This window comes from Aestuariibaculum sp. YM273, assembly GCF_030908365.1.
In the GTDB taxonomy this organism is placed as follows: domain Bacteria; phylum Bacteroidota; class Bacteroidia; order Flavobacteriales; family Flavobacteriaceae; genus Aestuariibaculum; species Aestuariibaculum marinum.
The window spans coordinates 2,113,419-2,125,762 of record NZ_CP133090.1 but is presented as its reverse complement, the minus strand read 5'-3'; the positions used below and the strand labels follow the sequence as shown (position 1 = coordinate 2,125,762).

Genomic DNA, 12,344 nt, shown 5'->3' with positions numbered 1-12,344 from the left:
TCTTTATATGTCTATTAATGGTAACTGTTTCTTTTTTAATACGGCATTCATCCCAGGAATACCCTGTAATCCTCCGGTATGAATCGCTAATATTTTTGCTCCTTCAGGAAAACACCCCTGCACTATTAAATCGTTAATACCAAACAACATCTTACCAGTATAAACAGGATCTAAAGGCACTTCATTTTGATTATAAAACCTGTTTATAAACTCTACTAATTCACGATTAACCTTGGCATAACCTCCAAAATGATAATCAGTTATTAACTTCCAATTCGTTTTCGATACAAATTTACTAATATCTTGTTGTAAAAAATCACCTTTTAAAGCAGGAAATCCTAAAACTTGTTGACCGGGTTTTGAACAATTTATTAACCCAGAAATGGTTCCACCAGTACCTACCGCACAACAGATATAATCAAACATCTCATCTCCGTCTGTTAAAATTTCTTGACAGCCTTTTACAGCCTGAACATTAGTTCCACCTTCAGGTACTAGATAAAAATCACCAAACGTTTCTTTTAACCTGTTAATAAATGCTTCCGAAGTTTTCTTCCGATAATCTTCACGACTCACAAACTCAAACTGCATACCACAAGATTTGGCAAATTGTAATGTAGGATTACTTTCAATTTTAGATTTTAATTCTTCACCACGAATTATTCCAATAGTTTTAAATTTGCAAACTTTCCCTACCGAAGCCACAGCCGCAATATGATTTGAAAACGCACCACCAAATGTCAACAGCGTTTTAAATCCTAACTTATCGGCTTCAAGAATATTGTATTTAAGCTTTCGATATTTATTACCAGAAACAAAGTCATGAATACGGTCTTCGCGTTTTATATACACTTCTATTCCATATTCATTGGAAAGATTTACTTTCTGATTTACACTTTGATCTAATTGAAACATCATGACTGCGAAGATACTTTAAAAAACTCCAAAACCGGCGATGCGTTAAATAATCTAAATCAAATTCGTTTGTAAAAGCTTCACGTTCAAATGAAATATTCCTGTAAGCCAAATGCCAACTTTTATATTGAAATAATCTGATTACGAATTCAACTCCATAAAAAAAAAAAAAAACACTACTAGCAACTCAAGCTGTTGCTTTAGATGAATTTGCTCATGATTAATAAAAACACGATTTGTTTTGAGTTGTTCATCATTTAAAATCACAAACGGGAACAAAGTAATTCCCGAATACCCCTTTGGAACCATATATTTTGAAATGATAATCATATTAACACCCAAGCATGAACTTTATCAAAAGTATTATAAATCTCATAAAATACACTAATTTTGCCCATATGAAAAAGAGAATCCCCATTGAAGAAGGCGACTACTACTTAACCCCCGAAGGCTATCGTTGTTTCACAGAGCAATACCATTTAAAACGTGGGTATTGTTGTGAAAGTGGGTGCAGACATTGCCCTTATGGTTACAATACCAAAACCAACAAACAAGAGCGCTAAACTACAGCTCGTCAATTGGTACGATTATTGATACTTTTTATAAAACTTAACTGACATCAAAGGTTGTGTTAAAACCTTTATTTGTTTAAATTATTCACGTTTAGTTTATTAAATTTACTATAACCATAAAAAAATTGCATCATGAAACAAGTACTTAAAATTGTTCCGTTTTTGGCTCTACTCATAATTATAACCTCCTGTAGCTCGATTAAAGTTGCTACCGATTACGATAAGCAGGCCAATTTTACAAACTATAAAACCTTTGCTTTTTATAAAACCGGTATTGATAAAGCCGAAATTAACGATTTAGATAAACGTCGTATTTTGCGAGCTATTGAAGCCGAACTTCTGGATAAAGGTTTTACTAAATCTGAAAATCCTGATCTATTAGTTAGCCTGTTTACCAAATCCAGCCAACGTGTAGATGTTTACAATAATGCCTGGGGCTATGGAGCCTGGGGTTGGGGCGGCTGGGGTCCTTATAGTGCAGGTTTCGGTCCAGGTTGGGGCTGGGGTTGGAATCAGCCATCTGTTTCCACTTCTACAGAAGGCGTTTTATACATCGACTTAATAGATGCCTCTAAAAAAGAACTGGTTTGGCAAGGCATGGGAACCGGTTACCTTACGCAAAATATGGAAAAGAAAGAGGCCTTGATAAAAGAATTTGTAGCCGAAATTTTAGCCGAATATCCTCCGGGACAAAAAAAATAATCCATTTCAAAAAGCAACTTATTTAAGTTGCTTTTTTTGTTTTATTTAACACCCTACCTCCCATCATGTTTTTCATAATTTGTATCTTGTAATTAACAACTAAAACTAAAAACATGACACCAAACAACATTGAATCTAACCCAATTTTAGATCGCTTACCCAGGCACCTCTTACAATATATAAAACCGCAAAATTACGAACACTACTCTTCCATCGATCAGGCGGTGTGGCGTTATGTAATGCGAAAAAATGTAGACTTTTTAAGTGCTGTAGCTCACAACTCATATCTTGAAGGTTTAAAACAAACAGGTATTTCTATTGATAGTATTCCCAACATGTATGGGATGAATCGCATTTTAAAGAATATTGGCTGGGCTGCCGTTGCGGTAGATGGTTTTATTCCTCCCAATGCTTTTATGGAATTTCAGGCCTATAATGTACTGGTTATCGCCAGCGACATCAGACAATTAGAACATATTGAATACACTCCTGCGCCCGATATTATTCATGAAGGTGCTGGGCATGCCCCTATTATCGCCAACCCTGAATATGCGGAGTATTTACGTCGGTTTGGAGAAATAGGTTGTAAAGCCATTTCATCTGCTAAAGACTATGAATTGTATGAGGCTGTTAGACATTTGTCCATTATAAAAGAAGCTCCTAATTCTTCAAAAGAAGTGATCGATCAAGCTGAAAAAAAAGTAGAAGACTTGCAGCAAAATATGGGCGAGCCCAGCGAAATGGCTTTGATTAGAAACCTTCATTGGTGGACCGTTGAATACGGCTTAATAGGAAGTATTGAAAACCCCAAAATATATGGTGCGGGCTTATTATCGTCCATTGGAGAAAGCGCCTGGTGCATGACCGATGCCGTAAAAAAACTACCGTACACCATTGACGCTACGTATCAGAATTTTGATATTACCAAACCGCAACCGCAACTATACGTAACACCTAATTTTGCACATTTAAGTCTGGTATTAGAAACTTTTGCCAATACGATGGCTTTACGAAAAGGCGGACTGATGGGGATTAATAAATTAATAACATCAAAGGCTTTAGGAACCCTAGAATTGAGCACCGGCATACAAATTTCAGGTGTATTTAGTGAGGTCATTGAAGACCAAGGTTTACCTATTTATGTACAAACCACCGGTCCATCGGCATTATCATACAGAGAAAAGGAATTGGTTGGCCATGGCACATTAACACATAACAAGGGCTTCGGTTCTCCTATTGGTAAACTAAAGGGTATAAACCTGGCTATTGAAGATATGAGTCCGCGAGATTTAAGGGCTTACAATATTTTTGAAGAAGAAGCTGTAACACTTGAGTTTGAAGGCGACATTATAGTTTCGGGAGAAATCATTACCGGAAAACGTAATCTTCAAGGAAAAATAATAATGATAAGTTTTAAAAACTGTACAGTCACACATCACAGCAAAGTATTATTTAAACCCGAATGGGGTATTTATGATATGGCCGTGGGGAAATCAGTGGTTTCAGCATTTTCCGGTCCTGCCGATTTAAACAGCTTCAATTTAATCACTCACAAGCCAACATCCGAAACTATTCATATTAAAAAATCAAAGGAGCTATTGCAATTAGAAGCGCTTTATCAACAAGTAAGAGATTATAGAGACGGCAAAAACAAAACCATATCACGCACCAAAGTTCTTGATGAACTTATTGAGCATTTCCCAACCGATTGGTTGCTGCCAGTTGAACTTTACGAATTGGCATTTAACGGTAACGAGACGGTGTTGTGCAAACGCATATTGAATCATTTAGAACACATCAAACAGGATAAACCACAAGTAGGCAAACTGATTGATGACGGTCTGAAAATTATTAATTCTAAAGTAAAAGTCTAATTATTTGAATCGTTGTAAGGTGTCTTTGGTGAACTTACTCAACACAAGGTTTCCGCTAATTTTAGCGCGTTCTTTAAGCAAAACATCCCAGTTTTCGGTCTGTTCCCAAAACACTTTCTTCATTTGGCTTAAAGCTTCCGGATTATAAGCCGCTAGTTTTTTAGCTAAGGTATCAACAGCTTCATCTAAAGCTGATATACCTTCAAACACTTCCGCGAATAGCCCGTTAGTTTTACCCCATTCTGAAGTAAAAAAAGTTTCTGCATTTAAAGTCATTTGCGACATCGCATTTAACCCAATTCGACGAGTTACTGCAGGCTCGATAACAAATGGCCCAATACCAATACTTAACTCACTCAACTTTACCGAAGCAAACTTGGTAGCAAAACAATAATCGGTTGCTGCTGCTAAGCCAACACCACCTCCAACAGCTTTACCTTGCACCCGTCCAATAATTAGTTTAGGTGATTTTCTCATCGCATTAATGACTTTAGCAAATCCCGAAAAAAACTGTTCTCCGGTTTCAGGATCTTCAATACTAATTAATTCATTAAAACTGGCACCGGCACAAAAGGTTCGGTCGCCTCCGCTTTTTAAAACCAATACTGAAATAGAATCATCATTTCCCGCATTGATAATGGTTTGCTCTAATTGAGACAACACATCACTTGGCATAGCATTATGTTGCGGATGATAAAATTCGATATACCCTACCTGATCTTTAACCTCTATGGTTACGTAAGCTTGACTCATGTGTTTTTCTTTGCGGGATGAAGATACGTAAAAAACTAAAGTTTTAAATTTTTAAGCGCATCACTTTTAAGAATCGGAGTATTATCGTATTGCAAAGTCCACCCCAAAGAATTAGTCAACATATAGAGCTTAGACAACTCACTTACCAATCGATTCTTTGCATTGGCTTTAATTTCAGAAGCTTCAATTTTTTTCTGTAACGATGTATTTACAATTTCCTTAATAGCATTATAGTCTTTAGCTTCAAAGGGATTAAAAAAACCAAACTGCACATCGTAATATTCGATATCGGGATATATTTTTATTTCTTCCTCAGGAATATTTAAAATAATAAGTGTTTTATGTTTCTCATCAATTTTAAACTCCAGTTTACTTAAATCGTAGGCCACCGTAACATCGGCATTCACAACAACCAGGGCCTTTTTTTCTGAAGTAAAATAATCGCCAAATATTTCTTTAGAATTTTTATAATTGTAAACTTCGCTAAAGCGGCCTTCGGTAACCACTAGTTTACCTACATTTTTTATTTCCTTTTCAATAATGGCACTATGCTCCTTAAGCGTAATTTCCTCCTGACGCTTATCTTCACAATATTTAACAACTAATAAAACGAATAGAGTAATAAAAACTCCTAATAATATTTTTCGCATCCCCTAAAATTAAATATTATTTTAGAAATTAAAAGTGATGGATTACGAAATATTTGGACAAAAAAAAACACTAGTTGCTCCGACATATAGAGCCTAACTAATGTAATTTTGATTAATAGCAACACAAAGATAGAAATGTAATTTAGAAATTAGATTAACTAAATATTATGCTTATTTTAATTTAAAATGAACTTCGCTTGGTTTGCTAGAAAACTAATAAAATTAAGTTTAATAACATTTGTTTCCCTTCGACATAAAAAGCCTAACAAATGCTAAACTCAACTAATTCTAAACGGTTGTAAAATTATAAAGGTTACAGCTTACTGTTATTACCCATAGGTTATAAAAAAGTTATTCATTTATAAACATAAAAAAACATCAACCGCATAATCGAGTTTTCGAGCCCCGCAATTGATGTTTCTAATATGAATTGATTAATAGCCTAATAAAATTAACTCATTTTGATTAACAGATAGGAACTTTTCGATTAAGTGTTATAAAAAAAGATAATCCGCAGAACTTCGCAAACAACTGTATTTCAGATAACTACAATTAAAGTTTCATCCTACAGACACCGTAGGTTTATTACTATTAAACTTTAAAATTTTATATGATTAAACCTACTCTGAACCATTTCTTTTTTTTCATCTAGACGTTTCAAAAAGGTTTTATGTGCTTCGGAATCTGGATTAAAAGGTTTATGTTGCATGCCTTTTTGTATATCTCTCACCATTTCCATGGTTTCCTGAGCTTTGTTCGAAATCCAAACACTAGAAAATTTCTCCCAGACATAATTAACAGCCAGCGCACTTGGGTGCAGCATATCATCGTTATAAAAGCGATAATCACGAAGTTCGTCCATCATAATCTCATAAGATGGAAAATAAAACACATCGTTATCGTTTACCAATTGATGGATTGCCGATATTAAATGCGATTTACTTCGTGTATTCTCCACATATCCATCCTTGATATGGCGAACCGGAGAAACGGTAAATATGATATTTACTTTCGGGTTTGCCGCCTGAACCATTGTCTTAATAGATATCAACGACTCCTTCACCTCATCAGTCGTCAAGAGTACTTTATCAAATTGTTTTTGAGGCACCTTATGGCAATTCGCCACAAAAGCTTCAGTCTCTTTAAAACGATATACCCAAGCAGTTCCTAAAGTAACTATAATATGCGTTGCCTGATGCATTCGCTCTTGTGTTCGATGGAGTGCTTCATTCAGGTTATCTAATAAATTCTCTTTTGAAGTATCACTCAATTTGGAATGCGCATCGAAACAATGCCATTGTTCATTATAAAATATTAAATCTGATTCTGTGTATTTTTTATTTTGAACTGCTCTACTGATTAAAGTTTCAATAGCCTTAGGATTAAATAAAATTCCAAATGGATTTTGAAGACTTTTAAATTTAAAGTAGTTAAACTTCTCTCCTATGTTTTCAACAAAACAGGACCCTAGCAACAACAGATTAGAATGATAATCAATAAGATTATCGGTTTGTTGCTTTAATGGTATTTCGGTATGAAACTTCATATAAAAAAAGAATCCCGCTTGCGCGGGAATATCTATTTATTAAGCAATAAAATCTTTAGATTTTTCTAAGGCTTCTTGTATTCCTGATGGATTTTTACCTCCTGCAGTAGCAAAGAACGGCTGGCCTCCGCCTCCACCTTGAATGTACTTGCCTAACTCTCTAACCACTTGACCAGCATTTAAACCTTTATCGGCTACCAAGTTTTTAGAAATATAACAAGATAATAATGCTTTACCATCGTTTTCGGCTGCTAGTAACAAGAATAAACTATCAACTTCCCCACCTAGCTCAAACGCAACATCTTTAATACCTGCTGCATCCAGATCTAACTGCTTTGCTAAAAACTGAACACCGTTAATTTCGGTTAATTCACTTTTAAGTTCACCTTTAACATTCTTAGCTTTGTCTTTTAACAAGGCTTCAATTTGCTTTTTAAGACCTGCATTTTCATCCTGTAAATTCTGTAAAGCTTTAACTGGTTCTTTAGCATTATTCAGTAGGGCTTTCATTTCGAAATACGCTTGGTTATTATCGAAATAAAACTCTTTAGCAGCATCGTGAGTTATCGCCTCTATACGACGAATACCAGCGGCTACAGCGCCTTCTGAAACAATCTTAAAATGCCAGATATCTGAAGTATTCTTAACGTGTGTTCCCCCACAAAGCTCTATCGATTGTCCAAAACGAATCGCTCGAACCGTATCGCCATATTTCTCTCCGAATAAACTCATAGCGCCTTCGGCAATCGCTTCTTCTTTTGGAATATTTCGTTTTTCTTCTAATGCCAATTTACCTTCAATACGTGCATTAACGAAATTTTCAACATCACGTAATTCTTCATCGGTTAATTTCGCAAAATGAGAAAAATCGAAACGTAACGATTTACTTTGCACTGCACTACCTTTTTGCTCGACGTGAGTTCCTAAAATTTCACGTAATGCCTGATGTAATAAGTGCGTTGCCGAGTGATTGGCTTCTGTACGAGCGCGTTCTTCTTCATCTACAATCGCTTTAAACGCTCCATTTACATCCTCAGGAAGTTCTTTTGCAAAGTGAATGATGACGTTATTTTCTTTCTTTGTGTCTAAAATATAAGTCACGTTACCGTTGGCTGCTTCAATATACCCTTTATCTCCAACTTGTCCACCTCCTTCTGGGTAAAATGGAGTTAAATTGAACACCAACTGGTACATTTCACCATCCTTTTTTGAGACTACTTTTCTATATCGTGTAATTTTTACATTGGCCGTTAAGGTATCATACCCCACAAATTCTTCAACAGCATCATCATGCAAAATAGTCCAGTCGTCTGTGCTCATTTCACTTGCCGCACGCGAACGGTTCTTTTGTTTTTCAAGCTGTGCTTTAAACCCAGCTTCGTCTAACTTTAAACCTTTTTCATTTAAAATAAGCGCCGTTAAATCGATTGGAAAACCATAAGTATCGTATAATTCAAAGGCTTTTTCACCTGAAACAGTATCGCCTTTGGTTTCATCAACAATACGATTTAACAACACCAACCCTTGTTCTAAAGTTCTTAAAAATGAATTTTCTTCCTCCTTAATAACGTTTTCAACAATTTGTTTTTGCGTTTTAATCTCAGGAAAAGCATGCCCCATTTTTTGAGATAACACTTCTACCAAACGGTAAATAAATGGTTCCTTTTTATCTAAGAACGTGAATCCGTAACGTACCGCACGACGTAAAATTCTACGGATAACATAACCTGCTCCTGTATTACTTGGTAACTGTCCATCGGCAATGGCAAAGGCAACAGCACGAACGTGATCTGAAATTACGCGAATAGCGATATCGGTTTTCTCGTCTTTACCATATTCTTTGTGTGTAATCGCTTCAATCTCTCTAATAATTGGCGTAAACACATCAGTATCGTAGTTAGATTGTTTACCTTGAAGCACCATACATAAACGCTCAAATCCCATACCGGTATCGATATGCTTATCCGGAAGACTTTCTAAACTTCCATTCGCTTTACGGTTATATTGCATGAATACCAGATTCCAGATTTCAACCACCTGAGGGTGATCCATATTTACTAAGTCTTTACCAGCTATCTTTGCCTTTTCTTCGGCCGAACGAATATCGACGTGAATCTCACTACATGGCCCACATGGCCCCTGATCTCCCATTTCCCAGAAGTTGTCCTTCTTATTCCCCATAAGAATACGATCTTCAGGAACAAACTGTTTCCATAAATCGTAGGCTTCGGTATCCATACCAAGGCCATCTTCCTTATCACCTTCAAAAACGGTTACGTATAAAATATCTTTATCTATACCGAATACTTCAGTTAGTAACTCCCAAGACCAAGCGATAGCTTCTTCCTTAAAGTAATCACCAAAACTCCAGTTTCCTAACATCTCAAACAACGTATGGTGATAGGTATCGTACCCTACTTCCTCTAAATCGTTATGTTTCCCTGAAACACGTAAACATTTTTGAGAATCGACTAAACGATTACTCTTAGGCACAGCATTTCCTAAAAAATACTCTTTAAAAGGCGCCATACCCGCATTAATAAACATTAGGGTTGGATCGTCTTTTAACACCATAGGTGCCGATGGTACAATTGTGTGCTTTTTATCTTCAAAAAAACTTAAAAACTTAGCTCGAATATCTTGTGACTTCATTTATATAAAATGGTTACTATGTTTATTAAATTACATTAATTACAAAACAAATTTTTATCTTTACTTCCTTGTTAAAATCAAACTTATAAAATCTACTTTACATTTGCTATTATTGGCTTTTACTTCTAATAATATTTCAAATGTTTAGTCGTTTGCTTTAAGAAAAAACAAATTTGAATTGCTTTTAATATAAAGTGCAAAAATAGAATAAATTAAGAAATGAGTAAGGTAAAATATTATTACGATTCAGAATCGTTATCTTATAAGAAAATAGAACGCAAAAAAAGGACGACTTTTAAGTACGCTTTTGTGTTTTTATTAGGCTCTGCTCTTTTTGGTTTTCTTTTTGTTTTTATCGCGAGTCAGTATATTCAATCGCCTAAAGAGCGTGCTTTAAAGCGTGAATTGCAAAATTCCCAATTACAATTTGAATTATTAAACAAAAAAATGGCCGAAGCCGAAGCCGTTTTATCAGATATCGCTGAGCGTGACAACAACATTTATCGTGTATATTTTGAAGCTAACCCCATTCCTGAAGAACAACGCAAAGCTGGATTTGGAGGGATTAACCGCTATAAAAACTTAGAAGGTTTCGATAATTCTAAACTGATTATAGAAAGTAACAAGCGTTTAGACATCTTACAAAAACAGATTGTTGTGCAGTCGAAATCCCTTGATGAAATTACTAAACTTGCTGAAGAAAAAGAAAAATTACTAGCGGCTATTCCGGCGATTCAACCCGTAAGTAATAAAGACTTAACTCGTATGGCTTCTGGTTTTGGTATGCGTTCAGACCCGTTTACCAAGGTCAGAAAAATGCATTGGGGCATGGATTTCACTGCGCCACGAGGCACTCCAATTTATGCCACTGGCGATGGTGTCGTGACGCGCGCCGATAACCGTTCCAGTGGATACGGAAATCACATAAGAATAGACCACGGCTATGGTTATGTTAGCTTGTATGCCCATTTGTACAAATACAATGTAAAGAGAAATCAAAAAGTGAAACGTGGTGACCTTATTGGTTTTGTTGGAAGCACCGGGCGCTCGCAAGCACCGCACTGTCACTATGAAATATTTAAAGACGGACAACGTATAAACCCTATTAATTTCTATTACGGAAGTTTAACTGCCGAAGAGTTTAACGAATTACTAGAACACGCCTCATTAGAAAACCAATCATTAGACTAATGCATATAGAACTACCCGAAAAACGTTATTACAGTATTGGCGAAGTTGCTAAAGCATTTAATGTAAACACCTCGTTAATTCGCTTTTGGGAAAAGGAATTTGATGCGCTAAAGCCTAAGAAAAATGCTAAAGGCAATCGAAAGTTCACGCCCGAAGACATAAAGAACTTAAAGTTCATTTACCATTTGGTAAAAGAACGTGGGTTTACACTTGAAGGTGCTAAAACACATTTAAAAGAAGGCAAAAAGGATACCCTTTCAAATTTTGAAATTATAAGCAAACTAGAGGATGTTAAAAATCAACTTTTAAAGATTAAAGAGCATCTTTAATAATTCTTTTCCTTAAATAAAGTAACATTCTTTTAAAAGTTGCGTCTAACAATCGTTAATTAAAAACACCTAAAACTAATATAATTATGAAAAAAGGAGTATTTGCAGGTCTTGGATGCGGAGCAATTGCCGTAATTGTCATAATTGCTTTTGGAGCAATAGCCTTCTTCTACGGAATGAATTTCAATAATAAGGCTGTTGGTCTTGAAGAAAATGTTGGCGAAGCCTGGGGTAATGTACAAACCTCTTACCAACGCCGAAATGACCTCATTGGAAACTTAGTGAACACCGTTAAAGGTGCTGCCGATTTTGAACGCAAAACCCTTACTGATGTTATTGAAGCCCGTGCAAAAGCGACATCTATAAGTATTGACCCGAATAACATCACTCCTGAGCAATTAGCTCAATACAATCAGGTGCAAGGTGGCTTAAGTGGTGCGTTAAAAAGTTTATTAGTAACCGTAGAGCGTTACCCGGAACTGAAAGCCAATCAGAATTTCTTAAAGCTTCAGGACGAATTAACAAGCACTGAAAACACGATTCAAACCGCAAGAACACGTTATAACGAAGCTATTAAACCGTATAATGTGCATATCAAAACCTTCCCGAATTCGTTATTAGCAGGTATATTGAACTTCGATAGCAAACCGTATTTTGATGCTGAAGTTGGTGCAGAACAACCTGTAGATGTAGAATTCGATTTTAATTAAAAACGTCATGTCTAAAGTAGAAGATTTCCTTACTGCAAGCGAAGAACAGGAAGTCGTAGATGCCATACGCAAAGCCGAACTAAAAACCTCTGGTGAAATTCGTGTACACCTCGAAAAGACATCAAAAGGCGATACTTATAAACGCGCTTTAGAAGTCTTTCATTTTTTAAAAATGGATAACACCAAAGAACAAAACGGCGTTTTAATTTATGTTGCTGTTGAAGATAAAGCGTTTGTGATTTGTGGTGATAAAGGTATTAACGAAGTGGTCCCTAAAGATTTTTGGAATAGCACCAAGGATATTATTCAAACACATTTTAAAACTGGAAACTTTAAACAAGGTTTGGTTGACGGTATTTTAAAAGCAGGGAAAGAATTAGAAACACATTTCCCATGGCAACATGACGACGTAAACGAACTGTCGAACGACATTTCAAAAGGCTAAATAAC

At 35.7% G+C, this 12,344-nt stretch carries 12 protein-coding genes and 1 pseudogene; 7 read left to right on the top strand and 6 right to left on the bottom strand.

From position 1 onward, the window contains the following. Positions 1 to 3: 3 nt before the first annotated feature. Both RBH94_RS08985 and RBH94_RS08980 read right to left on the bottom strand, forming a co-directional pair. Positions 4 to 915 (bottom strand): 1-aminocyclopropane-1-carboxylate deaminase/D-cysteine desulfhydrase, encoded by a 912-nt coding sequence (locus RBH94_RS08985; protein ID WP_374047740.1) that lies wholly within the window; start codon positions 913 to 915, stop codon positions 4 to 6. Beyond that, positions 866 to 1,245, bottom strand: a pseudogene (locus RBH94_RS08980) (hypothetical protein). The gene RBH94_RS08985 and the pseudogene RBH94_RS08980 overlap by 50 nt, the downstream one beginning before the upstream one ends. A 68-nt stretch (positions 1,246 to 1,313) precedes the next feature. On the opposite strand from RBH94_RS08980, the gene RBH94_RS08975 reads away from it, so the two are divergent. The 3 genes from RBH94_RS08975 to RBH94_RS08965 all read left to right on the top strand — a co-directional run bounded on the left by RBH94_RS08975 (position 1,314) and on the right by RBH94_RS08965 (position 4,063). Then, complete coding sequence (locus RBH94_RS08975; RefSeq protein WP_307880607.1) at positions 1,314 to 1,478, top strand: DUF5522 domain-containing protein; 165 nt, start codon at positions 1,314 to 1,316, stop codon at positions 1,476 to 1,478. A 141-nt stretch (positions 1,479 to 1,619) separates the two neighbouring features. Continuing rightward, positions 1,620 to 2,189 (top strand): DUF4136 domain-containing protein, encoded by a 570-nt coding sequence (locus tag RBH94_RS08970; RefSeq protein ID WP_307880606.1) that lies wholly within the window; start codon positions 1,620 to 1,622, stop codon positions 2,187 to 2,189. Between the two features lie 113 nt (positions 2,190 to 2,302). Then, positions 2,303 to 4,063 carry an aromatic amino acid hydroxylase gene (locus RBH94_RS08965; RefSeq protein ID WP_307880605.1) on the top strand — a complete coding sequence of 587 codons (1,761 nt, stop codon included), beginning with the start codon at positions 2,303 to 2,305 and terminating at the stop codon, positions 4,061 to 4,063. On the opposite strand, the gene RBH94_RS08960 is transcribed toward RBH94_RS08965, so the two are convergent. The 4 genes from RBH94_RS08960 to alaS form a co-directional block, all read right to left on the bottom strand. Further along, complete coding sequence (locus RBH94_RS08960) at positions 4,064 to 4,816, bottom strand: enoyl-CoA hydratase/isomerase family protein (RefSeq protein ID WP_307880604.1); 753 nt, start codon at positions 4,814 to 4,816, stop codon at positions 4,064 to 4,066. 35 nt (positions 4,817 to 4,851) lie between these two features. Further along, positions 4,852 to 5,466 carry a DUF4230 domain-containing protein gene (locus tag RBH94_RS08955; RefSeq protein WP_307880603.1) on the bottom strand — a complete coding sequence of 205 codons (615 nt, stop codon included), beginning with the start codon at positions 5,464 to 5,466 and terminating at the stop codon, positions 4,852 to 4,854. 598 nt (positions 5,467 to 6,064) lie between these two features. Next, positions 6,065 to 7,012: a GSCFA domain-containing protein gene (locus RBH94_RS08950; protein WP_307880602.1), complete on the bottom strand. Its 948-nt coding sequence runs from the start codon at positions 7,010 to 7,012 to the stop codon at positions 6,065 to 6,067. Between the two features lie 39 nt (positions 7,013 to 7,051). Beyond that, entirely contained in the window at positions 7,052 to 9,664 is a 2,613-nt protein-coding gene (gene alaS, locus RBH94_RS08945) for an alanine--tRNA ligase (protein ID WP_307880601.1), read from the bottom strand. Between the two features lie 219 nt (positions 9,665 to 9,883). Between alaS and RBH94_RS08940 the strand changes: the two genes are divergently transcribed. The 4 genes from RBH94_RS08940 to RBH94_RS08925 all read left to right on the top strand — a co-directional run bounded on the left by RBH94_RS08940 (position 9,884) and on the right by RBH94_RS08925 (position 12,339). Then, positions 9,884 to 10,855, top strand: a complete 972-nt coding sequence (locus tag RBH94_RS08940; protein ID WP_307880600.1) for a M23 family metallopeptidase — start codon at positions 9,884 to 9,886, stop codon at positions 10,853 to 10,855. Next, positions 10,855 to 11,184: a MerR family transcriptional regulator gene (locus tag RBH94_RS08935; RefSeq protein ID WP_307880599.1), complete on the top strand. Its 330-nt coding sequence runs from the start codon at positions 10,855 to 10,857 to the stop codon at positions 11,182 to 11,184. Before RBH94_RS08940 ends, RBH94_RS08935 begins: the two co-directional genes overlap by 1 nt. A gap of 86 nt (positions 11,185 to 11,270) precedes the next feature. Further along, positions 11,271 to 11,894 carry a LemA family protein gene (locus RBH94_RS08930; RefSeq protein WP_374047657.1) on the top strand — a complete coding sequence of 208 codons (624 nt, stop codon included), beginning with the start codon at positions 11,271 to 11,273 and terminating at the stop codon, positions 11,892 to 11,894. A 7-nt stretch (positions 11,895 to 11,901) separates the two neighbouring features. Then, positions 11,902 to 12,339 (top strand): TPM domain-containing protein, encoded by a 438-nt coding sequence (locus RBH94_RS08925; RefSeq protein ID WP_307880598.1) that lies wholly within the window; start codon positions 11,902 to 11,904, stop codon positions 12,337 to 12,339. Positions 12,340 to 12,344: the final 5 nt, after the last annotated feature.

Bases quoted from the DNA above. Each gene is read 5' to 3' on its own strand.
- RBH94_RS08985 (WP_374047740.1), bottom strand. From the start codon at position 915: ATGTTTCAATTAGATCAAAGTGTAAATCAGAAAGTAAATCTTTCCAAT.
- RBH94_RS08975 (WP_307880607.1), top strand. From the start codon at position 1,314: ATGAAAAAGAGAATCCCCATTGAAGAAGGCGACTACTACTTAACCCCC.
- RBH94_RS08970 (WP_307880606.1), top strand. From the start codon at position 1,620: ATGAAACAAGTACTTAAAATTGTTCCGTTTTTGGCTCTACTCATAATT.
- RBH94_RS08965 (WP_307880605.1), top strand. From the start codon at position 2,303: ATGACACCAAACAACATTGAATCTAACCCAATTTTAGATCGCTTACCC.
- RBH94_RS08960 (WP_307880604.1), bottom strand. From the start codon at position 4,816: ATGAGTCAAGCTTACGTAACCATAGAGGTTAAAGATCAGGTAGGGTAT.
- RBH94_RS08955 (WP_307880603.1), bottom strand. From the start codon at position 5,466: ATGCGAAAAATATTATTAGGAGTTTTTATTACTCTATTCGTTTTATTA.
- RBH94_RS08950 (WP_307880602.1), bottom strand. From the start codon at position 7,012: ATGAAGTTTCATACCGAAATACCATTAAAGCAACAAACCGATAATCTT.
- alaS (WP_307880601.1), bottom strand. From the start codon at position 9,664: ATGAAGTCACAAGATATTCGAGCTAAGTTTTTAAGTTTTTTTGAAGAT.
- RBH94_RS08940 (WP_307880600.1), top strand. From the start codon at position 9,884: ATGAGTAAGGTAAAATATTATTACGATTCAGAATCGTTATCTTATAAG.
- RBH94_RS08935 (WP_307880599.1), top strand. From the start codon at position 10,855: ATGCATATAGAACTACCCGAAAAACGTTATTACAGTATTGGCGAAGTT.
- RBH94_RS08930 (WP_374047657.1), top strand. From the start codon at position 11,271: ATGAAAAAAGGAGTATTTGCAGGTCTTGGATGCGGAGCAATTGCCGTA.
- RBH94_RS08925 (WP_307880598.1), top strand. From the start codon at position 11,902: ATGTCTAAAGTAGAAGATTTCCTTACTGCAAGCGAAGAACAGGAAGTC.